Consider the following 21,472-nt stretch of genomic DNA (forward strand, 5'->3'; position numbering starts at 1 on the left):
CTGGGTTGGAAGCTTACAGGCTTACAACGTTACCAGCTGCTGGGCCTTTAGCGCCGCTTTCGATGGTGAAGGAAACTTTCTGACCTTCGTCCAGAGATTTGTAGCCATCGTTCTGGATAGCAGAGAAGTGTACGAACACGTCTTTTGAGCCATCGTCAGGAGTGATGAAGCCGAAACCTTTATCAGCGTTGAACCATTTAACCAGACCAGTCATTTTAGCAGACATAGAAATTACCTTATTAACAAATATATTGTGCCTTCCGGCTTGATGGATTGCGTTACAGATTTTTAAGCGATGAAGGAAGGGTCACTACGAAGGGTATCTATGGATAACAATCTGGACTGCTTTACTAAACTGCTTTAGGTCTGTGTAACAAACCGACGGGGATAGTTATACCGATGTGGTAGAAGAATAACAAGCGTTATTTTCTGCAGGCATAAAAAAACCCCGCCTGAGGCGGGGTTTTTCGGGTTATTCTGTGGCAGCAACAGCTGCGCCCCACGCCTGGCTAAAGGCCTGGTGCTGGGCGGCCAGCGGCCCAATCAGCGTATTGTACTGACTTGCCTGCTGCGAGGTTGGGAACTGAATGCCGTTAGCAACAAAGCTCACCTGCGTCCCCTGCTGGGAGATGAAATCCCCGACCTGAACCAGCTGCTGAGTGAAGACTTGCGCGGCCGGAATCAGCGGTTGTATCGCTTCAGACGGTTTCGTCACCACTTTCTCATACACTTTATCGAAGACCGGTTTCAGATCCTCGCCCTGCTTCAACGCAGAACGTGACGCGTCAGCCTGCATTTTCGCATTCTGCAGCTGCTGGCTCAGCACGCCGAGCGCGCCGTTGGACTGGCGCAGCGGCTCGCGCTGAGTCATATAATCCTGGGGAACACGGATGGCGTTCACGCTATCCACTACCGGGCGGATACCGGAGTCCATCGCCTGGCTCACCTGCTGTGAATACCCATAAAGAATGGCGTAATCGGACACAAAGGGGCCAAACTGTTTTTTCTGATCCGCAGTCAGCGTCGGCAACCGCTCGCCGCTGCGCATCACTGTATTCTGCAGAAAATCGATAAACGCTTTGCGCTGATCGCCTTCTTTATCAAAACACCCACTCAGGCTAACAACCATCAACAACGCCGCAATAGGCGCAAACCAGCGAGAGCAGGACTTTCCTGTCGCCATTTTATTACTCCTTTCACCCAAAAAAGCGCACACCGGCACACGCGTGCCCGACGCTGACAAGGATAGTCCAGGTCAGCCTTGCAAGATACTCTTTTCATGTAAAACGACTATTGCCGATTTATTTCTTACTATTTACAAAAAAATACCTGGCGAAGCCGACATATGGTTAATCAGGGAATTAGCATAACTATCCATATAGCTGAATCGGATAAAGCGATCGTTACCGCACGATTAGTCACAGCCGTGACGATCCTGGGTTTGTATTAGGGACTATTCTTAATTGGCTCTCTGATGTTCTTGATCACGATGTGAGATTTAAGAGGAGTTCTCAATGGAATATAAAGATCCTGAGTTTGAGCTGCTGAGCAGTCTGGAACAGATCGTTTTTAAAGATGTACCGCAGGCCATTACCCTGCAACAAAAATCCAATCCCTTTACAGAATATGAGCAATTGCGCAAAGGGACAGGACTGAAAACTGAAGAATTCGCCAGAGCGATGGGTGTCAGCGTGGCTATGGTGCTGGAGTGGGAGTCAAAACGAGAGAAACCCACCCCAACCGAGCTAAAGCTGATGCGCCTGATTCAGGCCAACCCTGCACTCAGCAAACAGATAGCGTAGTGAAGTTTGAACGCCCCCGCCTCTGCGGGGGCTTGTGTTTAAAGGCTCTCGAAACGCCAGCCCGTCTCCTCCCACACCATCTCGTGCGTCAACGTTAACCCTTTTAAAAACGCATCATCGTGTGACACCACCAGCAGCGCGCCGGGGAAACCGGCCAGTGCCGCTTCAATCGCCTGCACCGAGGCCAGATCCAGATGGTTGGTCGGTTCATCCAGCAACAGGAGCTGCGTGGCCTCCGCGCGCCATAGCACGCAGGCCAGCGCAGCCTTCAGACGCTCACCGCCGCTCAGTTCCGCCAGCGGGAGCGAGACTTTGTCGGCCCCCAGCTGAAGCTGGGCTAAACGGGTGCGTAACATCCCCTCTTCCAGGGGCGTATTGCCCAGGTTGAGGTGCGTCATGACCGACTGCGAGAGATCGAGCCGGGAAAGATGCTGATCGAGATAAGCGCAGCTGACCGACACCTTACAGGTTCCAGAGCGTGGACTAATGTCGCCGAGGATTGTTTTCAACAGCGTCGATTTTCCGCAGCCGTTCGGTCCTTTTAGCGCCACGCGCATTGGCCCGTCCATCCGCCAGCTGAGCGGAGGAACAGGCACATGCGGCAGCACCAGATCTTCCAGCACCAGCACCTGTTTGCCTTCCGGGATCTGACTCCCCGGCAGGGTAAACATCACCGGGTTATCTTCTTCAACCCGCTCACGCGCCTTGTTTACCGCGGCGTTCAGGGCTTCATTTTGCTCGCTGTGCTGTTTTTTCCATGAGCCGATACGTTCCTTCGCCGCGCTTTTATATTTGACGCGTTCAAACGACGCGATATTGAGGGTATCGACGGTGCGCAACGTTTTTGCCGAACGCCGCTGGCTGTCGTCATGCTCTTTTTGCATGCGTGCGCGGGTGCGTTTGCGCTCCGTGGCCGCATGCTCCAGCACCGCGCGGGCCGCCTGCAGTTCGGCATCGCGCTGGGTTTGATAATCCGCATAATTCCCGCCGTAGCTGCGCAGGCCGCCGCTGCTCAGCTCAAGAATACGCGGCACCTGCGCCAGCAGCTCACGGTCATGGGAGGCAACAAGCACGCCGCCCTGGTAACGACTAAGCTGGTCGTAGAACCACGCCCGCCCTTGCCGATCGAGATGGTTAGTAGGTTCGTCCAGCAGCAGGAAATCCGCTTCAGCCGTAAATGCCCCGCACAGCAGCGCGCGAATGCGCTCGCCGCCGCTGAGCTCACCGGCTGGCTTATCTGGTTCAAACGGCGGAAGTTTCGCCCGGGCAAACGCCTCGCCCAGACGTTCGGCTAAATCCCAGAATCCATCAAGCGTTTCCAGATCGTCAGGCTGGTAATCGCCGCTGTCGATGCGCGCTCGCGCCGAGAAGATCGCCTCGTACCCGAGCAGCTCAGCCAGCGTCGTGTGCGGCGAAATGTCCTGCTGCTGAGCCACATAGACATGTGTTCCGGTACGTTCGATATGCCCGCTTGCAGGCTCATCAAGCCCCGCCAGCAGACGCAGCAGACGCGTTTTCCCGCTGCCGTTGCGGCCAACCAGCGCGCACAGAGACGGCTCCAGCGAAAAACTCAGTGGACCAAAAAGGGTATCGCCCGTCGCAAACTGACAGGTGACCTGATGCAAAATAAAAGAAGGGGACTGCGCAAAATGAGCCATAAGCACTCCTGAATGAAATCAAAACATCCCCTGCCCACGCGGTGGCGTTTAGCAAGGATCGAAATTCATCAGTCGTGTTTGTTCATTTTTGGCGGGCGCTCCGAAGCGAGAAATTTAACGGGGATAAGGATAGCGGTAATGGGTTGACCATTTCAAGGTTAAATTTTCAGCGACACGGTATAAAAAAACCCGCCGAAGCGGGTTTTAAGCATTTGTAACAGCGGGCACATTACTGCAGCAGCGAAATATCCGCCACGCGCAGGAACAGCTCGCGCAGTTTTTCGAGCATGGAGAGACGGTTAATACGCAGTTCTTTATCTTCTACGTTCACCATCACTTTCTCGAAGAAGGCGTCGATAACGTCACGCAGCTCAGCCAGCTCAACCAGCGCTTCCTGGTAGCGGCCTTCCGCGAAGAACGGCTCGAGCTTGTCGCGCAGCACCACAACCTGCATCGCCAGAGCAATCTCTTCCGGCTCTTTCAGGGACGCGGCATTTACGCGCTCGTTCAGCGTCTCGTCGGATTTCGCCAGGATGTTGGACACTCGCTTGTTGGCCGCGGCCAGGGCAGATGCCGCTTCCAGGGTACGGAAGTGGGACACCGCCTTCATACGCGCATCGAAATCAGCCGGACGGGTTGGGCGACGCGCCAGCACCGCCTGAATGGTGTCGACGGTGTAACCTTCGTCCTGATACCACGCGCGGAAACGACCGAGCATAAAGTCGATCACGTCATCCACAACGTTCGCGTTGGTCAGCTTGTCGCCGTACAGACGCACCGCTTCTTCGGTCAGCGTTTGCAGATCGAGGTTCAGGTTTTTCTCTACGATGATACGCAGCACGCCCAGTGCGGCACGACGCAGCGCGAACGGGTCTTTATCGCCTTTAGGATGCTGGCCGATGCCGAAGATACCCGCCAGGGTGTCCATCTTATCGGCAATCGCTACGGCGCAGGCAACTGGGTTGGACGGCAGATCGTCACCCGCAAAGCGCGGCTGATACTGCTCGTTCAGGGCCACCGCCACGTCTTCCGCTTCGCCATCGTGACGCGCGTAGTGCATGCCCATCACGCCCTGGGTGTCGGTGAATTCGAACACCATGTTGGTCATCAGGTCGCACTTGGAGAGCAGGCCCGCGCGAGTCGCGTGGTTAACGTCGGCACCGATTTCACGGGCGATCCAGCCGGACAGCTCCGCGATACGGTCGGTCTTGTCGCGCAGCGTACCCAGCTGCTGCTGGAACAGCACGGTCTGCAGGCGCGGCAGGTTATCTTCCAGACGCTTTTTACGGTCGGTATTGAAGAAGAATTCGGCATCCGCCAGACGCGGGCGCACCACTTTTTCGTTACCGGAGATAATCTGGCTCGGATCTTTCGATTCGATATTCGCCACGAAGATGAAGTTTGGCAGCAGCTTGCCGTCGTTGGCGTAGACCGGGAAGTACTTCTGGTCACCCTTCATGGTGTACACCAGCGCTTCAGCCGGAACGGCCAGGAATTTCTCTTCGAACTTCGCGGTCAGCACAACCGGCCATTCAACCAGAGAGGTAACTTCTTCCAGCAGGCTGTCGCTCAGGTCGGCATTACCGCCAATCTTGCGGGCCGCCTCTTCCGCGTCCGCTTTGATTTTGGCTTTACGCTGTTCGTAGTCGGCAATGACCTTACCGCGTTCCAGCAGGATCTGCGGATACTGGTCGGCATTGTCGATGGTGAACTCCGGCTCGCCCATAAAGCGGTGGCCGCGGATCACGCGATCGGACGCCACGCCCAGAATGGTGGCCGGAATAACGGTATCGCCCAGCAGCAGGGTCACGGTATGCACCGGACGCACGAAGTGAACGTCAGACGCGCCCCAGCGCATCAGCTTAGGAATCGGCAGCTTGGCCAGCGAGGTGGCGATCATATTCGGCAGCAGCGCTTCAGCGCTTTCACCTTTCACGTGCGCACGATACAGCAGCCATTCGCCTTTATCGGTGGTCAGACGCTCGGCCTGATCAACGGTGATACCGCAGCCGCGCGCCCAGCCTTCTGCCGCTTTGCTCGGCTTGCCTTCCGCGTCGAACGCCTGGGCAATCGCCGGGCCACGTTTTTCAACTTCACGATCCGGCTGAGACGCCGCCAGATTTGCCACTTTCAGCGCCAGACGACGCGGTGCAGCAAACCACTCAATTTTACCGTGCGCCAGGCCAGCGTTATCCAGCTCGGCGGTCACGTTCGCAGCAAAAGATTCAGCCAGGCTGCGCAGGGCTTTTGGTGGCAGCTCTTCGGTGCCGATTTCCACCAGGAAAGTTTTCTCAGACATGGCCGCCTCTTATTTGTTTCGGTTGCACATCGGGAAGCCAAGGGCTTCACGGGACGCGTAGTAAGCTTCTGCAACGGCTTTGGTCAGGGTACGAATACGCAGAATGTAGCGCTGACGTTCAGTCACGGAGATCGCTTTGCGGGCGTCCAGCAGGTTGAAGCTGTGGGCGGCCTTCAGAATACGCTCGTAGGCAGGCAGCGGCAGCGGAGTCTCCAGCGCCAGCAGCTGCTGCGCTTCTTTCTCGTACTGCTCGAAGCAGGTGAACAGGAAGTCCACGTCCGCGTATTCGAAGTTATAGGTGGATTGCTCCACTTCGTTCTGATGGAACACGTCGCCGTAGGTGGTTTTACCCAGCGGGCCGTCGCTCCAGACCAGGTCGTAAACGCTGTCTACGCCCTGAATGTACATCGCCAGACGTTCCAGACCGTAGGTGATTTCACCGGTGATTGGCTTACATTCCAGACCGCCAACCTGCTGGAAGTAAGTGAACTGGGTCACTTCCATGCCGTTCAGCCACACTTCCCAACCGAGACCCCAGGCACCCAGCGTTGGGTTTTCCCAGTTGTCTTCCACGAAACGGATGTCGTGGATGGTTGGATCCATACCCAGCTCTTTCAGCGACCCGAGGTACAGTTCCTGAATGTTGTCGGGTGATGGCTTAATCACCACCTGGAACTGATAGTAATGCTGCAGACGGTTCGGGTTTTCACCGTAACGACCATCGGTCGGACGACGGGAAGGCTGCACATACGCGGTCGCCATTGGCTCTGGCCCCAACGCGCGCAGGCTGGTCATCGGGTGTGAAGTGCCGGCGCCGACTTCCATGTCCAAAGGTTGAACAATGGTACAGCCCTGACGAGCCCAGTAATCCTGTAAGGTCAGGATCAGGCCCTGGAAGGTCTTGGTATCAAACTTTTGCATAGTATTTCGTGCTGGATACGTGTGGTTTTAAATGGAAGGGACCAGTATACCCGCTGGCTGCAAGATATACAGTACGAAACGGGGTTGTTTAGGGAAAATTGGGGAAATAAGCCTTCCGGCCAGAACGCTGGCGGCGTCTGGCTGCTGATTATGCGAGCAGGCTAGCGCATGGAGAGATGTAAAAACTGACCGTCCGCATCAAACGAGCAGACAAAGCCCTCTTTACGCGCAGTATACCCTCTAAGCTCATAGCTGCCCTGAAAGCGCTCGAATCCGATGACGTTAATTTTCTGAGCGTTCGAGTTATAGCGTCGAGCGGCCTGGTCTTTGCAGAGCGCTTCCATATTCAGTGAACGCTCCGGGCTTATTTTGCCCTGCTGCGCTTTTTGCACGGGTACTTCTTGTGGCGCACTGCATCCTGCCAGCATCAACAGCAGAAAGAGTGATACCACACGCTTCATCATCATTTTTATTACCGTCCTGGTCAGCGGCTGTTATTTTTAGTATCAACACTTTTATAGATTAAGGTCTGCCATTCTGCGAATCTCACGGTCTCCCGGCAAGCCTGCACATAAAACTCAGAATTTTCCAAACGAAGACTTTTGGACAACGGGAGTCACACTCACTTTACAGGGAATACGAGGAACTGATGCCGTCAAAAATTAACTGGATTGATAACCTGCGAGGAATAGCGTGTCTGATGGTGGTCATGATCCACACGACGACCTGGTATGTCACGAATGCCCACAGCATCAGCCCCGTTAACTGGGATATTGCCAATATCCTCAACTCCGCGTCGCGCGTCAGCGTGCCGCTGTTTTTTATGATTTCCGGCTTTCTCTTTTTTGGCGAGCGTAGCGCGCAGCCGAGGCACTTCATCCGCATCGCGGCCTGCCTGGGGTTCTACAGCGCCGTTGCCCTGCTCTATATCGCCCTGTTTACCTCCATTAACGCCGGGTTATCCCTCAAATATTTGCTGCAAAAACCGGTGTTCTACCATCTGTGGTTCTTCTTCGCCATCATCGTTATCTATCTTGTCTCTCCGCTCATTCAGGTGAAAAACGTCAGCGGGAAAATGCTCCTGGCCCTGATGGTGGTGATTGGCATTGTCGCCAACCCGAATACGATCTCGCAGAAAATCGACGGTTTCGAATGGTTGCCGGTGAACCTCTATATCAACGGCGATACCTTCTACTACGTGCTTTACGGCATGCTGGGGCGCGCCATCGGGATGATGGACACGCAAAAACGCGGTCTGAACTGGCTCTGCGGGGCGCTGTTTATCGCCGGCGTGGCGGTGATTTCACGCGGGACGCTGCATGAGCTTCAGTGGCGCGGCAATTTTGCCGATACCTGGTATCTCTATTGCGGGCCGATGGTCTTTATCTGTGCCGTATCGCTGCTTACGCTCGTCAAAAACACCCTGAACGCGCGTCCCCTGCCCGTGCTGAACGTTATTTCGCGACACTCTCTCGGGATTTACGGCTTTCACGCGCTGGTGATCCACGCGCTGCGCACGAGGGGCGTTGAGCTGAAAAGCTGGCCGGTGCTGGATATCGTCTGGATTTTTGCCGCCACGCTGGCTGTCAGCCTGCTGCTGTCGATGCTGCTGCAAAAAATAGACGTTCGCCGCTTCGTCAGTTAGCGCTTCGCTGCCGGGCGCGGTGGTACTGGCGCGGGGAGGAAAACCCTGCCGCCAGTGAGGCCTGCTCCACGCCGCGTCCCTGCATCAGCCACTGCTCCGCCACCGCCAGACGCAGCTGCTCCAGATAATCGCGAACGCTAATCCCTAAATGTGACTGGAAAAGCCGGGTAAGGTGGCGCGGGCTGACGTGCGCCAGCGCGGCGATATCAGGCAAGCTCCACGTTTTTTGCGGCTCGGCGATGAGCGCATCCTGCGCCCGATGAATCGCCGGGTGAAGATGGTTGCGGTAGCGTAGCCACGGAGAAAGCTGGGGATCGTCACCGGAGCGGCGGAACCAGACCACCATCTCACGCGCCACTGCCAGCGCCTTTTCAGGGCCGCACAGGCGGTTGATCGTGTGCAGCGCCAGATCGATGCCCGAGGTGATCCCTGCGCTGGTCCAGATATTTTCATCCTGCACAAATATCCGGTTCTCTTTAATCGTCGCCGTAGGGGCCGCGGTGCGTAAACGGCTGATAACGTCATGGTGGGTTGTGCACTGTCGGTTATTTAGCAGGCCCGATTTTGCCGCCAGCAGCGCCCCTGAACAGACGCACATCACGGTGATTTCCTGGCGCTGTATTTGCGGCTGCAGCCGCATCAGCCAGTGCTGGATCTGCTGCGCCTGTGGCGTTGAGAACTGAAAGCGTGAGTCGCTCACACCCGGCAATACCAGCAGGCAGCCTGAAGGCAGGCTTTCCGGCAGCGGCTGAATGCCGCTCATCGACAGGCCAATCGACGTCTGAACATCAGGCTGCGGGCCTATGTAATGCAGGCGAAACGCATCGCCTGCCAGAACAAAGGTTTCTGCCGGGCCGGTCATGTCTAATGACAGCACTCCGGGCAACATCACAAACCAGACGTCGATGCGCATTACAGTGACTCCAGCGTCTCCGCTACCGTTTTAATCTCGGCAAAACGCCCGGCCAGCACCGTCTCGGTACGATGGCGAATCTCCGCTGCGCTAAGGGTAATGCCCTTATACGTCATGGGAAACGTCAGCGTTGCCTCGCTCACAAAGGTCACAGCATAACCCAGATCGGATGCCACCCGGGCCGTAGTTTCACAGCATTGTTCTGTGCGAATGCCGCAGATAATCAGCCGGTTGATATCACGCTCGCGCAGCCAGCGGTCAAGCCCGGTATCCGTGAAGGCATTATGGACGTGTTTCTGGAATATCACATCCGGCTGATGACGCAAAAAGGCCATCGGTTTTACATAGCCGCTTTGCAGGGTGAAGGGGCCGTCTTCATCAACGTGAAAAATATCAACGACCGGAATATTGCGCGCCTGGCAGCCTTCAATCAGCCCCAGCATCGCCTGCTGAAAGGCGGGAATATCGTCCTCCTGCCAGTAGCTGCGGTGGTGAAACGACTGCTGAGTATCAATGTTGATTAATGCGATGCGGGACATGATGGAACTCCTCGTCAGTGGGTATGACCTTATCCTGACGAGGAAACGAAGGCACGCACAGACCAAAAAAGGACATCCTCGTGCCTCTCCCGGACAAGCGTGTTTATGACATCAGCGGCAGCAGCTGCTGATAAATTTTGCGGAACACGTCGCGCCTTTCCGCGTACCGCGCATGGCGCGCCGCGTCCGGGAAATGCGCCTGCTCAAGCGTAAGCTGCGGCAACAGCTGCGAAAGCGGTTTTTCCGGGTTCATGGCGATCTGCGCCAGACGCGCGGCACCGAGCGCGGGCCCGACATCCCCGCCGGTGCGGAAATCCAGCTGCAACCCGCTAATATCCGCCAGCATCTGTCGCCAGTAAGGGCTTCGCGCGCCGCCGCCAATCAGGGTGACGCTTGTCGGCTTCAGGCCGCAGTCGTGCACCACGTCCATCCCGTCGGCCAGTGCATATCCCACGCCTTCCAGAACCGCACGCGCCAGTTCTGCCGGGCCGTGCTGATGGGTTAGGCCAAAGAACACCCCTTTCGCTTCCGGGTTGTTGTGCGGCGTACGCTCGCCGGAAAGATACGGTAAAAACCAGACCGTCCCCGCCGCGTCATCCGCCTGCTGCGCCGCGGCAATGAGCGCAGGAACGTCGGCCACGCCGGTGAGCTTTGCTGCCCAGTCCAGGCAGGACGCCGCACTGAGCATCACCGACATCAAATGCCATTTACCGGGAAGGGCGTGGCAGAAGCTGTGCACGGCGCTTTCGGGGTTGCTGCGGTACCCGTCGCTGACGGCAAAATAGACGCCGGAGGTGCCCAGCGACAGCATCGCCTGCCCCGCCTCAACCATCCCGACACCCACGGCGCCCGCCGCGTTATCGCCGCCCCCGGCGACTACCGGTACGGTAGGCATGTTCCAGCGCTCGGCAACGTCCGGCAGCAGCGTGCCTGTCACCTCGCTACCTTCGAAAAGCGCGGGCATATGTTCACGGGTCAGATGGCAGGCATCCAGGATCGCCTCGCTCCAGTCGCGTTTCGCCACGTCGAGCCACATGGTGCCCGCGGAATCGGACATGTCGCTGGCGAAATCGCCCGTCATGCGAAAACGCAGATAATCTTTTGGCAGCAGAACTTTCGCCACCTGACGGAAAATCTTCGGCTCGTGGCGCTGAACCCACAAGAGTTTTGGTGCGGTGAAGCCCGGCATCATCAGGTTGCCGGCGATCTCGCGGGACGCGGGTACGCGTTCCTCAAGAAGCGCACACTCTTCCGCACAGCGGCCATCGTTCCAGAGGATCGCGGGACGCAGCACGCGATGCTCGCTATCCAGCAAGGTTGCACCGTGCATTTGCCCGGCCATCCCCAGGGCTTTCACGTCACGCAGAGAATGCTGTTCACCTAACGCCTTAATTGCGCGATCCGTCGCCTGCCACCACTGCTCCGGGTCCTGCTCCGACCACAGCGGATGCGGACGTGAAACCTGCAGCTTTTCAGTCTGCGTTGCTAACACGTCGCCCTGCTCGCTTAACAGGATGGCTTTTACACCCGATGTGCCAAGATCGATCCCGATATACATTGCGGTGACTCCTTTGACAGAAATGCCCGGCGGTGCTTCCGCTTGCCGGGCCTGCATGCTGTTATTTATCGAACAGGTAGTGATTAACCAGGTTTTCCAGCAGCTCCTGGTGGCCGCTCTGGTGCTGCGGCGCCAGCTGATGTTGTTCAGCGTACTTCGCGATTTCCTCAAGCGATAACTGACCTTTCAAAATTTGCTGGCCCAGCTCACTGTTCCAGCCGCTGTAGCGCTTCGCCACGCGCTTATCCAGCTCGCCGTCTTCAATCATACGCGCCGCCACTTTCAGCGCCAGCGCCATGGTGTCCATCGCGCCAATGTGGCCGTAGAAGAGATCGTATTTGTCGGTGCTCTGGCGACGCACCTTGGCGTCAAAGTTCAGGCCGCCGGTGGTGAAGCCGCCCGCTTTGACGATCTCGTACATCACCAGCGCATTCTCTTCCACGCTGTTCGGGAACTGATCGGTATCCCAGCCCAGCTGTGGATCGCCACGGTTAGCATCGACAGAGCCAAAGATACCCAGCGCAATTGCAGACGCGATTTCGTGATGGAATGAGTGGCCCGCCAGCGTGGCGTGGTTGGCCTCAATGTTCACTTTAATCTCTTTTTCCAGACCGAACTGCTTCAGGAAGCCATACACCGTCGCCACGTCGTAGTCATACTGGTGCTTCGTCGGTTCCTGCGGCTTCGGCTCGATCAGCAGCGTGCCGCGGAAGCCGATTTTGTGCTTATGGTCGACAACCATCTGCATAAAGCGGCCAATCTGCTCGCGCTCCTGGCGCAGGTCGGTGTTGAGCAGGGTTTCATAGCCTTCACGACCGCCCCACAGGACATAGTTTTCGCCGCCCAGCTGATGCGTGGCGTTCATTGCCGTCACCACCTGCGTGGCCGCCCAGCTAAACACTTCCGGATCCGGGTTGGTGGCCGCACCCGCGCCGTAGCGTGGGTTGGTGAAGCAGTTTGCCGTACCCCAGAGCAGCTTCACGCCGCTTTGCTGCTGTTTTGCCGCCAGCACATCCACCATCTGCGCAAAATTGTTCAGGTACTCTTTCAGCGACGCCCCTTCCGGCGACACGTCGACATCATGGAAGCAGTAGTACGGCACGTTCAGCTTGTGGAAGAACTCAAACGCCACGTCGGCTTTGCGTTTCGCCAGCTCGATGGCCTCACCCGGCTGCTGCCACGGACGGTCAAAGGAACCCACGCCGAACATATCGGCGCCGTTCCAGCAGAAGGTATGCCAGTAACAGGCGGCAAAGCGCAGATGATCTTCCATGCGCTTACCCAGCACCAGCTCATCCGGGTTGTAGTGACGAAATGCTAAAGGATTGGTCGTTTTTGGGCCTTCGTAACGAACGCGATCGAGTTGGTCGAAATAAGCTTGCATATTGAGCTCCATAATCAGGGTATGCGGCGAGTCGTTGATACAGGAGTAATAGTGAATAGACATTTTAGGTTGCTCAATTACGTTATTTCACACTGCTATTGAGAGAATGCACAACTGTGCGCTGGCTCGCAAAATAATGCGCAGACAAACTATTTTTCGGCGCGTATTCCAGAATCAAATGTAATTAAGGCGTTACGAATTTTAAAATCCGATCGCGGTCATAAATTCAGAAATAAACCAAATATCGTAATGAGAAGATAAAAATCTGTAATTGCCAGCCCGCCTTTCCGCGTTAAAAATTTGCTGCGACCCAGCAGTGAATGTTTCTTTTATCTCAGCAACACATACCCCTACAAAAAGGCCTAATAATTATGAAGATAAAGAACCTGACCCTAACGCTCTGCACTACGCTTCTCCTTGCAAGCTTTGCAGGGCATGCCAAGGAGGTCAAAATTGGCATGGCGATTGACGACCTGCGTCTGGAGCGCTGGCAAAAAGATCGCGATATTTTTGTGAAAAAAGCGGAATCACTCGGCGCGAATGTGTTTGTTCAGTCGGCTAACGGCAATGAAGAAACGCAAATGTCGCAGATCGAGAATATGATCAACCGGGGAGTCGATGTTCTGGTCATTATCCCTTATAACGGCCAGGTATTAAGTAACGTGGTGAAAGAAGCGAAGCAGGAAGGCATAAAAGTTCTCGCTTATGACCGCATGATTAATAATGCCGATATTGATTATTATATTTCTTTCGACAATGAAAAAGTGGGCGAATTACAGGCGCAAAGCCTGATCGATAAAGTGCCTCAGGGCAATTATTTCCTGATGGGCGGTTCGCCGGTGGATAACAACGCCAAACTGTTCCGCGAAGGGCAAATGAAGGTTCTTAAGCCGTACATCGACAACGGAAAAATTAAGGTGGTTGGCGATCAGTGGGCCGACGGATGGTTGCCAGAAAACGCCCTGAAGATTATGGAAAACGCGCTGACGGCCAATAACAACAAAATTGATGCTGTCGTGGCCTCCAACGATGCCACAGCCGGCGGGGCTATCCAGGCCCTGAGTGCCCAGGGGCTGGCCGGTAAAGTCGCGATTTCTGGTCAGGATGCCGACCTGGCAGGCGTAAAACGCATTATCGCAGGTACCCAGACCATGACGGTCTACAAACCGATTACCGAACTTGCCAATACGGCGGCGGAAATTGCCGTTGAGCTGGGCAACGGTACGCAACCTAAAGCAGACGCGACGCTGAATAACGGCCTGAAAGACGTCCCGGCTCGCCTGCTCACGCCAATTGAAGTTAATAAAGAGAACATTGACGCCACCGTGATTAAAGACGGTTTCCACAAGAAGAGCGAACTGTAATCCGGCGCTGCCCCTGCCCTGCGGGGGCGCATCACGTTGTACTGTTCTTCCCTCGGGTTATGTGGAGCAGTTATGCCTTATTTACTTGAAATGAAAAGCATCACCAAGCGCTTCGGGGCGGTGAAAGCCGTCGACAACGTCAGTCTCCGGTTGAACCCCGGCGAAGTGGTTTCGCTGTGTGGCGAGAACGGTTCGGGCAAATCAACGTTGATGAAAGTGCTGTGCGGGATCTACCCGCACGGCAGCTACGAAGGCGAAATCGTCTTTGCCGGTGAAGTCATCCAGGCGACACACATTCGCGACACCGAACGCAAAGGCATCGCCATCATTCACCAGGAGCTGGCGCTGGTGAAACATCTCACCGTGCTGGAGAACATCTTCCTCGGAGCCGAGATTTCCCGCCACGGCGTGCTGGATTACGACACCATGACGCTCCGCTGTGAAAAGCTGCTGGCACAGGTGAGCCTCAACATTTCGCCGGATACCCGCGTGGGCGATCTGGGTCTGGGGCAACAGCAGCTGGTCGAAATTGCGAAGGCGCTGAATAAACAGGTCAGGCTGCTGATCCTCGATGAGCCAACGGCCTCGCTCACTGAACAGGAAACGGCGGTTCTGCTCAATATCATCCGCGATCTGCAAAACCACGGTATCGCCTGCATCTACATTTCGCACAAGCTGAACGAGGTTAAAGCCATTTCGGACACCATCTGCGTGATCCGCGACGGGCAACACATCGGCACGCGTGAAGCCGCGGGCATGAGTGAAAATGACATCATCACCATGATGGTGGGCCGCGAGCTGACCGCGCTCTACCCGAATGAGCCCCACACTCAGGGCGATGAAGTGCTGCGCGTGGAAAACCTGACCGCGTGGCACCCCGTTAACCGCCACATTAAGCGGGTCAATAACGTTTCGTTTTCCCTTCACAGCGGCGAAATTCTTGGGATTGCGGGACTCGTCGGTGCCGGGCGCACCGAAGCCGTGCAGTGCTTGTTTGGCGTGTGGCCGGGGCGCTGGGAGGGCACGATTTACATAGACGGCCAGCCGGTGAAAATCGACAACTGCCAGCAGGCGATTGCCCGCGGCATTGCCATGGTGCCGGAAGACCGCAAAAAAGACGGCATTGTGCCGGTCATGGCGGTGGGTAAAAACATCACCCTTGCGGTGCTCGATCGGTTCTCCGGCGCGCTGAGCAGCCTGGATGATGCCGCCGAGCAGCAGTGCATCCTTCAGTCACTTGCCCGGCTGAAGGTCAAAACCTCCTCGCCGGAACTGGCGATTGGCCGCCTGAGCGGCGGTAACCAGCAGAAGGCGATTCTGGCGCGCTGCCTGCTCCTCAATCCACGCATTTTGATCCTTGATGAGCCAACGCGTGGGATCGATATCGGTGCCAAATACGAAATCTACAAACTGATTAATCAGCTTGTACAGCAAGGGATTGCCGTCATTGTCATCTCGTCTGAGTTACCCGAAGTGCTCGGCCTGAGCGACCGCGTGCTGGTCATGCACGAGGGGAAACTGAAAGCCAACCTGATTAACCAGAACCTGACGCAGGAGCAGGTGATGGAAGCCGCTTTAAGGAGCGAACGTCATGTCGAAAAGCAATCCGTCTGATATCAAAGTCGCTGTTCCGACGCCCGGCGCGTTCGCGGGGCTAAAAGCGCTGAACCTGCAGGTTTTCGTGATGATCGCGGCGATTATCGTCATCATGCTGTTCTTCACGTGGATGACGGATGGCTCTTACCTGAGCGCGCGTAACGTCTCTAACCTGCTCCGCCAGACCGCTATCACCGGCATCCTGGCCGTGGGCATGGTGTTCGTGATCATCTCTGCGGAAATCGACCTGTCGGTCGGGTCGATGATGGGTCTTCTCGGCGGCGTGGCGGCCATTTTTGACGTCTGGCTCGGCTGGCCGCTGCCGCTGACCGTGGCTGTCACGCTGGTTCTGGGGCTGGTTTTAGGCGCCTGGAACGGCTGGTGGGTTGCCTACCGGAAGGTGCCATCGTTTATCGTCACCCTGGCGGGAATGCTGGCCTTCCGTGGGATCTTGATCGGTATTACCAACGGTACGACCGTCTCCCCCACCAGCGCGGCGATGTCGCAAATTGGCCAGAGTTACCTCTCCGACAGCATAGGCTTTACGATCGGCGTGGTGGGACTGCTGGCCTTTGTCGCGTGGCAGTGGCGTGGACGTATGCGCCGTCAGGCGCTGGGTCTTACGTCGCCAGCGTCAACGTCAGTGGTAGGACGTCAGGCGCTGACAGCGGTCATTGTGCTGGGCGCTATCTGGCTTCTTAACGACTATCGCGGCGTTCCGACGCCGGTGCTGCTGCTGGCGCTGTTGCTGCTCGGCGGCATGTTTATGGCGACGCGCACCGCGTTTGGCCGCCGTATTTATGCCATCGGCGGCAACCTTGAAGCTGCTCGCCTTTCGGGTATTAACGTCGAACGTACCAAACTGGCGGTTTTCGCCATTAACGGCCTGATGGTCGCTATCGCCGGGCTGATCCTCAGTTCGCGTCTGGGGGCCGGCTCACCCTCCGCCGGTAACATCGCCGAGCTGGATGCTATCGCCGCCTGCGTCATCGGTGGTACCAGCCTCGCAGGCGGTATCGGAAGCGTGGCGGGCGCGGTTATGGGGGCATTTATCATGGCGTCGTTGGATAACGGGATGAGTATGATGGACGTCCCGACGTTTTGGCAGTATATCGTCAAGGGGGCCATTCTTTTACTGGCAGTCTGGATGGACTCTGCCACCAAGCGACGAGCCTGATAACCGCATTGTGACTTAATTGGGAAGCGAGCCATGTTTGAAAAGCGTCACCGCATTACGTTGTTATTCAATGCCAACAAAGCCTACGACCGTCAGGTGGTGGAAGGTGTTGGTGAATATTTGCAGGCGTCGCAATCCGAGTGGGATATTTTTATCGAGGAAGACTTCCGCACCCGCCTGGAGAACATCAAAGACTGGCTGGGCGATGGCGTCATCGCCGACTATGACGATCCCGTCATCGAGCAGCTGCTGACCGACGTCGACGTCCCGATAGTGGGCGTCGGCGGCTCCTACCATTCACCCGAACACTATCCCCCGGTTCACTATATCGCTACCGATAACCATGCCCTGGTCGAGGCCGCCTTTCTCCATTTAAAGGAGAAAGGCGTTCATCGCTTCGCGTTCTATGGTTTACCCACCACCAGCGGCAAGCGCTGGGCCGTTGAGCGTGAACATGCATTTTGCCAGCTGGTCGCGCAGGAGAAGTACCGCGGCGTGGTCTATCAGGGGCTGGAAACCGCACCGGAAAACTGGCAGCACGCGCAAAACCGCCTGGCGGACTGGCTGCAAACGCTGCCGCCGCAAACCGGGATTATTGCCGTCACGGACGCCCGCGCCCGACACGTGCTGCAGGTCTGCGAACATTTGCATATCCCGGTGCCTGAAAAACTGTGCGTGATTGGCATTGATAACGAAGAGCTTACCCGCTATCTGTCCCGCGTGGCGCTCTCCTCCGTTGCACAGGGCACACGTCAGATGGGCTATCAGGCGGCGAAGCTGCTGCACCGTCTGCTGGATAAAGAGTCTCTGCCGCTTCAGCGCCTGCTGGTGCCGCCTGTCCGCGTCGTGGAACGTCGCTCAACCGATTATCGCTCCCTAAGCGATCCGGCCGTCATTCAGGCCATGCACTATATTCGCAACCATGCCTGCAAAGGGATTAAGGTCGATCAGGTCCTGGACTCGGTGGGCATTTCCCGCTCGAATCTGGAGAAGCGGTTTAAAGAAGAGGTGGGCGAAACCATCCATGCCGTCATCCATGCGGAGAAGCTGGAGAAGGCCCGCAGCCTGCTTGTCTCTACGTCACTGTCGATCAACGAAATCTCGCAGATGTGCGGCTACCCGTCGCTACAGTATTTCTATTCGGTGTTTCGCAAAGAGTATGACACCACGCCAAAAGAGTACCGGGATCGCCACAGCGAGGTGCTGATATAGAAAAGAAAACGCCTTCCGATGGAAGGCGTTTTTTGAGATTACATATGGGCGGCAATTAAGCGCTGGTTATCCTGGTACATAGCGAACAAATAGTTGTTATAGCTACTTCCCTTCGTCGAATAACCTTTCAGCTTGTGAATCATTGCGCTGGCCGTTACTTCCTGATCCGCTTTACGCAACTGAGCGCGTGATTTACGGAACGATGAGTAGGCCGGGTGCGTATTAAGATTCACCGCGTAAGCATTCACGGAATCTTTTACTGATTCGAACTGTGAATAGCCCTTCACTTTGCCAGGCGCATTATTACAACGCCCTTTCGCACACTTCATGCCGAACAGGTTGTTGTTATTACGCGCCAGCTTAGACGTTCCCCAGCCGCTTTCGGCTGCTGCCATGGTCGCAACCATGCTGCCTGGGATAATGTCCACACGCTCAAGGAGAGCATTCCACGGTACGCGACGCGTGTTGCCGTTCCAGCTCAGCTTGTAGCGCTTCGTGATGTCTTTCAAACGCGCGCGTTCAGACGGCGACCAGCGGCTATCGTACTGTTTTGAAATCAGCCAGTTACGATCCGCCGTAATCGCGGCATTTTGACTTGTTATGTAAGGCATTACCGTCCGGAGAAACGCTTTTTTTCTTGGTGTTCCGGAAGGGTATTTTCGCAAATCAGGAAGTGAACTACTCTTTGCACTATTGCGAGAATACTCTTGTTTACTGCTAACCTTACTACTTGTCGTCTTTATTACGTGGGCTTTCTTACTCGTTGTATCCGTGTGCGTCTTCGCAAGCACCCCACCCGAAAATGTCGTGGTGAGTAACATGAGTATCGCGGCCCCATATCGTCGAATGGGAGTCGATATCATTAGGTCTCCTGGTCGGATGTAATCATCCCAACACCTTATTTTTTTCACAAATTTGAGAGCGGAATCTCAAATCATATCAAAAATAGACTTCAAGAGCACGTATAGAAATAGTCCAAATCTGAAACTATGTCACCTGAAACTTGCTCATAAAAACATCATTGCTGAAAAAATGTGTGCGATATCGCAGATAACTGCCTCATTTTGCGCGGGATCACTCATCCTCACGCGTCCTCCCGGGAGAAAGCGATGGGGGATGAGTTTTTAACCACAACCTGATGGCACACTGGTCAAAAATGCCGCGACAGGAAAATGGAATGAAACGCACCGCATTAGCATTTCTGATGTTACCCGCTCTGGCACATGCCGACTGGTCATCGCCGGGGTTTAACGCATTTCACGCCGAAGGCACCGGGGTTTTTACCAGCCAGGCAAAGCTTGCGAAGGGTACGCGTCCTCTGACGCTGAGTTTTGACAAGACGTGCTGGCAGCCTTCGGAGGCGATAAAACTCAATGAGATGCTGTCGCTCAAGCCCTGCGACGGCACACCGCCGCAGTGGCGCCTGTTCCGCGACGGTGAATACCAGATGCGGATTGATACCCGATCCGGCACGCCGACCCTGCTGCTGACCATTCAGAGTGCCGCAGAACAGCCGGTTGCAAACGTTATCCGTCAGTGCCCGAAGTGGGACGGTAAACCGCTGACGCTGGACGTCAGCCATACCTTCCCGGAAGGCACCGTGGTGCGTGATTTCTACAGCAAACAGACCGCGACGGTGCAGAACGGAAACATTACCCTGCAGCCAGCCGCCAGCAGTGGTGGCCTGCTGCTGCTTGAGCGCGCCGAAACCGACAAACCAGCGCCGTTTAGCTGGCAGAACGCCACCGTCTATTTTGTGCTAACCGACCGCTTTGTGAATGGCGACCCGGGCAACGACAATAGCTATGGCCGCCACAAAGACGGCATGCAGGAGATTGGCACCTTCCACGGTGGCGATCTCAAAGGGCTCGCCAGCAGGCTCGACTATTTACAGCAGCTGGGGGTGAACGCGCTCTGGATAAGCTCCCCGCTTGAGCAGATCCACGGCTGGGTAGGAGGCGGCACCAAAGGGGACTTCCCACACTACGCCTATCACGGCTACTACACCCAGGACTGGACGAAGCTCGATGCCAATATGGGCACCGAGGATGACCTGCGCCATCTTATTGATGAAGCGCACAGGCGCGGCATTCGCGTCCTGTTCGATATCGTCATGAACCACGCGGGCTACGCGACGCTTGCGGACATGCAGGAGTACCAGTTTGGCTCGCTGTATCTGCAGGGGGATGAGCTGAAAAAGACCCTGGGCAACCGCTGGACTGACTGGAAGCCTGGCGCTGGCCAAAGCTGGCACAGTTTTAATGACTACATTAACTTTAGCGACAAAGCCGCATGGGAAAAATGGTGGGGCAAGAAATGGATCCGCACCGACATTGGCGATTACGACAACCCCGGCTTCGACGATTTAACCATGTCGCTGGCGTTTCTCCCGGATCTGAAAACGGAATCCACCGCCCCTTCCGGATTACCCAACTTTTATCAGCACAAGCCCGATACCCACGCGAAGGCCATCCCGGGATATACCCCGCGCGACTATCTCACCCACTGGCTCAGCCAGTGGGTACGCGACTACGGCATTGACGGTTTCCGGGTGGACACCGCGAAGCACGTCGAGCTTGAGGCCTGGCAGCAGTTGAAAGACCAGGCAAGCCAGGCGCTGGCCGCGTGGAAAGGGGCCAACCCGGACAAAAAGCTCGATAACGCACCGTTCTGGATGACCGGCGAATCCTGGGGCCACGGGGTGATGCAAAGCGACTATTACCGCCACGGTTTCGACGCGATGATCAACTTTGATTATCAGGAGCAGGCGGCGAAAGCGGTGAATTGCCTAGCCGATATCGACCTGACGTGGCAGCAGATGGCGGAAAAGCTGCAAAGCTTCAACGTCCTGAGCTACCTATCTTCTCATGACACGCGCCTGTTCCGCGAAGGGGGCCAGCGCGCAGCGGAGCTGCTCCTGCTGGCGCCGGGCAGTGTACAAATCTATTACGGGGATGAATCCGAGCGTCCGTTTGGCCTGACGGGATCCGACCCGCTGCAGGGTACCCGCTCGGATATGAACTGGCAGGACGTGACGGGCAAGCAGGCCTTAACCGTCGCCCACTGGCAAACGCTGGGCCAGTTCCGCGCCCGCCATCCGGCGATCGGTGAAGGCAGGCAAACCACGCTGTCGCTGAAAGAGGGGTACGGCTTCGTGCGCGAGCACAAGGGCGATAAGGTGATGGTGGTATGGGCGGGTAATCAATAATTTCCCCGCCCCCTCACCCTAACCCTCTCCCCGCAGGGGAGAGGGAACCGCACGGCACCGTCTTTTCCCCCTCGCCTCTTTGGGGAGAGGGCCGGGGTGAGGGGTACCTCCATCAGAACTATTCACTACACAAATCCAACTCCGCCATACAAAAAAACAAATCCGACCACACCCCCAGATTTGCACCAGCACGGTG

18 protein-coding genes are annotated in these 21,472 nt (G+C 56.2%); 7 read left to right on the forward strand and 11 right to left on the reverse strand.

Annotation, left to right across the window (positions count from 1 at the left end):
- Positions 1-13: 13 nt before the first annotated feature.
- On the reverse strand, positions 14-226 hold the full coding sequence (gene cspA, locus USG84_RS18425) for an RNA chaperone/antiterminator CspA (RefSeq protein ID WP_003860775.1): 213 nt from the start codon (positions 224-226) through the stop codon (positions 14-16).
- A 246-nt stretch (positions 227-472) separates the two neighbouring features.
- The gene (locus USG84_RS18430; RefSeq protein ID WP_045260020.1) at positions 473-1,183 is read right to left on the reverse strand and encodes a DUF3053 domain-containing protein; all 711 of its coding nucleotides are present in this window, start codon (positions 1,181-1,183) and stop codon (positions 473-475) included.
- Between the two features lie 331 nt (positions 1,184-1,514).
- On the opposite strand from USG84_RS18430, the gene USG84_RS18435 reads away from it, so the two are divergent.
- Entirely contained in the window at positions 1,515-1,802 is a 288-nt protein-coding gene (locus tag USG84_RS18435; RefSeq protein WP_028015078.1) for an HTH-type transcriptional regulator, read from the forward strand.
- Between the two features lie 38 nt (positions 1,803-1,840).
- Here USG84_RS18435 and USG84_RS18440 read toward each other — a convergent pair whose 3' ends face one another.
- From USG84_RS18440 to USG84_RS18455, 4 genes are all read right to left on the reverse strand, one after another.
- Entirely contained in the window at positions 1,841-3,460 is a 1,620-nt protein-coding gene (locus USG84_RS18440; protein WP_253540288.1) for an ABC-F family ATP-binding cassette domain-containing protein, read from the reverse strand.
- A gap of 229 nt (positions 3,461-3,689) precedes the next feature.
- Entirely contained in the window at positions 3,690-5,759 is a 2,070-nt protein-coding gene (gene glyS / locus USG84_RS18445; protein WP_253540284.1) for a glycine--tRNA ligase subunit beta, read from the reverse strand.
- Between the two features lie 9 nt (positions 5,760-5,768).
- A complete protein-coding gene (gene glyQ / locus USG84_RS18450; RefSeq protein WP_003860141.1) occupies positions 5,769-6,680 on the reverse strand; it encodes a glycine--tRNA ligase subunit alpha in 912 nt (303 codons plus the stop codon).
- 161 nt (positions 6,681-6,841) lie between these two features.
- Positions 6,842-7,147: a YsaB family lipoprotein gene (locus tag USG84_RS18455; protein ID WP_151412690.1), complete on the reverse strand. Its 306-nt coding sequence runs from the start codon at positions 7,145-7,147 to the stop codon at positions 6,842-6,844.
- Between the two features lie 182 nt (positions 7,148-7,329).
- Between USG84_RS18455 and USG84_RS18460 the strand changes: the two genes are divergently transcribed.
- Entirely contained in the window at positions 7,330-8,325 is a 996-nt protein-coding gene (locus tag USG84_RS18460) for an acyltransferase (RefSeq protein ID WP_253540281.1), read from the forward strand.
- Here the strand turns inward: USG84_RS18460 and USG84_RS18465 are convergent.
- From USG84_RS18465 to xylA, 4 genes are all read right to left on the reverse strand, one after another.
- Positions 8,318-9,238, reverse strand: a complete 921-nt coding sequence (locus USG84_RS18465; RefSeq protein WP_151412688.1) for a GlxA family transcriptional regulator — start codon at positions 9,236-9,238, stop codon at positions 8,318-8,320. The genes USG84_RS18460 and USG84_RS18465 overlap by 8 nt on opposite strands.
- On the reverse strand, positions 9,238-9,777 hold the full coding sequence (locus tag USG84_RS18470; protein ID WP_061096589.1) for an isochorismatase family protein: 540 nt from the start codon (positions 9,775-9,777) through the stop codon (positions 9,238-9,240). Before USG84_RS18470 ends, USG84_RS18465 begins: the two co-directional genes overlap by 1 nt.
- A 103-nt stretch (positions 9,778-9,880) precedes the next feature.
- Positions 9,881-11,335, reverse strand: a complete 1,455-nt coding sequence (xylB, locus tag USG84_RS18475; protein WP_151412687.1) for a xylulokinase — start codon at positions 11,333-11,335, stop codon at positions 9,881-9,883.
- A gap of 61 nt (positions 11,336-11,396) precedes the next feature.
- Positions 11,397-12,719 (reverse strand): xylose isomerase, encoded by a 1,323-nt coding sequence (gene xylA / locus USG84_RS18480; protein WP_253543459.1) that lies wholly within the window; start codon positions 12,717-12,719, stop codon positions 11,397-11,399.
- Positions 12,720-13,090: 371 nt separating this feature from the next.
- On the opposite strand from xylA, the gene xylF reads away from it, so the two are divergent.
- The 4 genes from xylF to xylR all read left to right on the forward strand — a co-directional run bounded on the left by xylF (position 13,091) and on the right by xylR (position 18,068).
- Positions 13,091-14,083 (forward strand): D-xylose ABC transporter substrate-binding protein, encoded by a 993-nt coding sequence (xylF, locus tag USG84_RS18485; RefSeq protein ID WP_151412686.1) that lies wholly within the window; start codon positions 13,091-13,093, stop codon positions 14,081-14,083.
- 72 nt (positions 14,084-14,155) lie between these two features.
- Positions 14,156-15,697 carry a xylose ABC transporter ATP-binding protein gene (locus USG84_RS18490; RefSeq protein WP_151412685.1) on the forward strand — a complete coding sequence of 514 codons (1,542 nt, stop codon included), beginning with the start codon at positions 14,156-14,158 and terminating at the stop codon, positions 15,695-15,697.
- Positions 15,675-16,856, forward strand: a complete 1,182-nt coding sequence (gene xylH / locus USG84_RS18495; RefSeq protein WP_218728084.1) for a xylose ABC transporter permease XylH — start codon at positions 15,675-15,677, stop codon at positions 16,854-16,856. The genes USG84_RS18490 and xylH overlap by 23 nt, the downstream gene beginning before the upstream one ends.
- Before the next feature lie 33 nt (positions 16,857-16,889).
- Positions 16,890-18,068 carry a D-xylose utilization transcriptional activator XylR gene (gene xylR, locus USG84_RS18500; RefSeq protein WP_061096594.1) on the forward strand — a complete coding sequence of 393 codons (1,179 nt, stop codon included), beginning with the start codon at positions 16,890-16,892 and terminating at the stop codon, positions 18,066-18,068.
- Positions 18,069-18,106: 38 nt separating this feature from the next.
- Here xylR and USG84_RS18505 read toward each other — a convergent pair whose 3' ends face one another.
- Positions 18,107-18,931: a protein bax gene (locus USG84_RS18505; protein ID WP_071888220.1), complete on the reverse strand. Its 825-nt coding sequence runs from the start codon at positions 18,929-18,931 to the stop codon at positions 18,107-18,109.
- Between the two features lie 314 nt (positions 18,932-19,245).
- Between USG84_RS18505 and USG84_RS18510 the strand changes: the two genes are divergently transcribed.
- Positions 19,246-21,276, forward strand: a complete 2,031-nt coding sequence (locus USG84_RS18510; protein ID WP_320738412.1) for an alpha-amylase — start codon at positions 19,246-19,248, stop codon at positions 21,274-21,276.
- The last annotated feature ends 196 nt before the right edge of the window (positions 21,277-21,472 follow it).

This window comes from Enterobacter sp. 168J2, assembly GCF_034107265.1.
GTDB classification, from domain to species: domain Bacteria; phylum Pseudomonadota; class Gammaproteobacteria; order Enterobacterales; family Enterobacteriaceae; genus Enterobacter; species Enterobacter nematophilus.

What these genes read in the sequence shown, in the direction of transcription:
- cspA (WP_003860775.1), bottom strand. Translation starts at nt 226, where the DNA reads ATGTCTGCTAAAATGACTGGTCTGGTTAAATGGTTCAACGCTGATAAA.
- USG84_RS18430 (WP_045260020.1), bottom strand. Translation starts at nt 1,183, where the DNA reads ATGGCGACAGGAAAGTCCTGCTCTCGCTGGTTTGCGCCTATTGCGGCG.
- USG84_RS18435 (WP_028015078.1), top strand. Translation starts at nt 1,515, where the DNA reads ATGGAATATAAAGATCCTGAGTTTGAGCTGCTGAGCAGTCTGGAACAG.
- USG84_RS18440 (WP_253540288.1), bottom strand. Translation starts at nt 3,460, where the DNA reads ATGGCTCATTTTGCGCAGTCCCCTTCTTTTATTTTGCATCAGGTCACC.
- glyS (WP_253540284.1), bottom strand. Translation starts at nt 5,759, where the DNA reads ATGTCTGAGAAAACTTTCCTGGTGGAAATCGGCACCGAAGAGCTGCCA.
- glyQ (WP_003860141.1), bottom strand. Translation starts at nt 6,680, where the DNA reads ATGCAAAAGTTTGATACCAAGACCTTCCAGGGCCTGATCCTGACCTTA.
- USG84_RS18455 (WP_151412690.1), bottom strand. Translation starts at nt 7,147, where the DNA reads ATGATGATGAAGCGTGTGGTATCACTCTTTCTGCTGTTGATGCTGGCA.
- USG84_RS18460 (WP_253540281.1), top strand. Translation starts at nt 7,330, where the DNA reads ATGCCGTCAAAAATTAACTGGATTGATAACCTGCGAGGAATAGCGTGT.
- USG84_RS18465 (WP_151412688.1), bottom strand. Translation starts at nt 9,238, where the DNA reads ATGCGCATCGACGTCTGGTTTGTGATGTTGCCCGGAGTGCTGTCATTA.
- USG84_RS18470 (WP_061096589.1), bottom strand. Translation starts at nt 9,777, where the DNA reads ATGTCCCGCATCGCATTAATCAACATTGATACTCAGCAGTCGTTTCAC.
- xylB (WP_151412687.1), bottom strand. Translation starts at nt 11,335, where the DNA reads ATGTATATCGGGATCGATCTTGGCACATCGGGTGTAAAAGCCATCCTG.
- xylA (WP_253543459.1), bottom strand. Translation starts at nt 12,719, where the DNA reads ATGCAAGCTTATTTCGACCAACTCGATCGCGTTCGTTACGAAGGCCCA.
- xylF (WP_151412686.1), top strand. Translation starts at nt 13,091, where the DNA reads ATGAAGATAAAGAACCTGACCCTAACGCTCTGCACTACGCTTCTCCTT.
- USG84_RS18490 (WP_151412685.1), top strand. Translation starts at nt 14,156, where the DNA reads ATGCCTTATTTACTTGAAATGAAAAGCATCACCAAGCGCTTCGGGGCG.
- xylH (WP_218728084.1), top strand. Translation starts at nt 15,675, where the DNA reads ATGTCGAAAAGCAATCCGTCTGATATCAAAGTCGCTGTTCCGACGCCC.
- xylR (WP_061096594.1), top strand. Translation starts at nt 16,890, where the DNA reads ATGTTTGAAAAGCGTCACCGCATTACGTTGTTATTCAATGCCAACAAA.
- USG84_RS18505 (WP_071888220.1), bottom strand. Translation starts at nt 18,931, where the DNA reads ATGATATCGACTCCCATTCGACGATATGGGGCCGCGATACTCATGTTA.
- USG84_RS18510 (WP_320738412.1), top strand. Translation starts at nt 19,246, where the DNA reads ATGAAACGCACCGCATTAGCATTTCTGATGTTACCCGCTCTGGCACAT.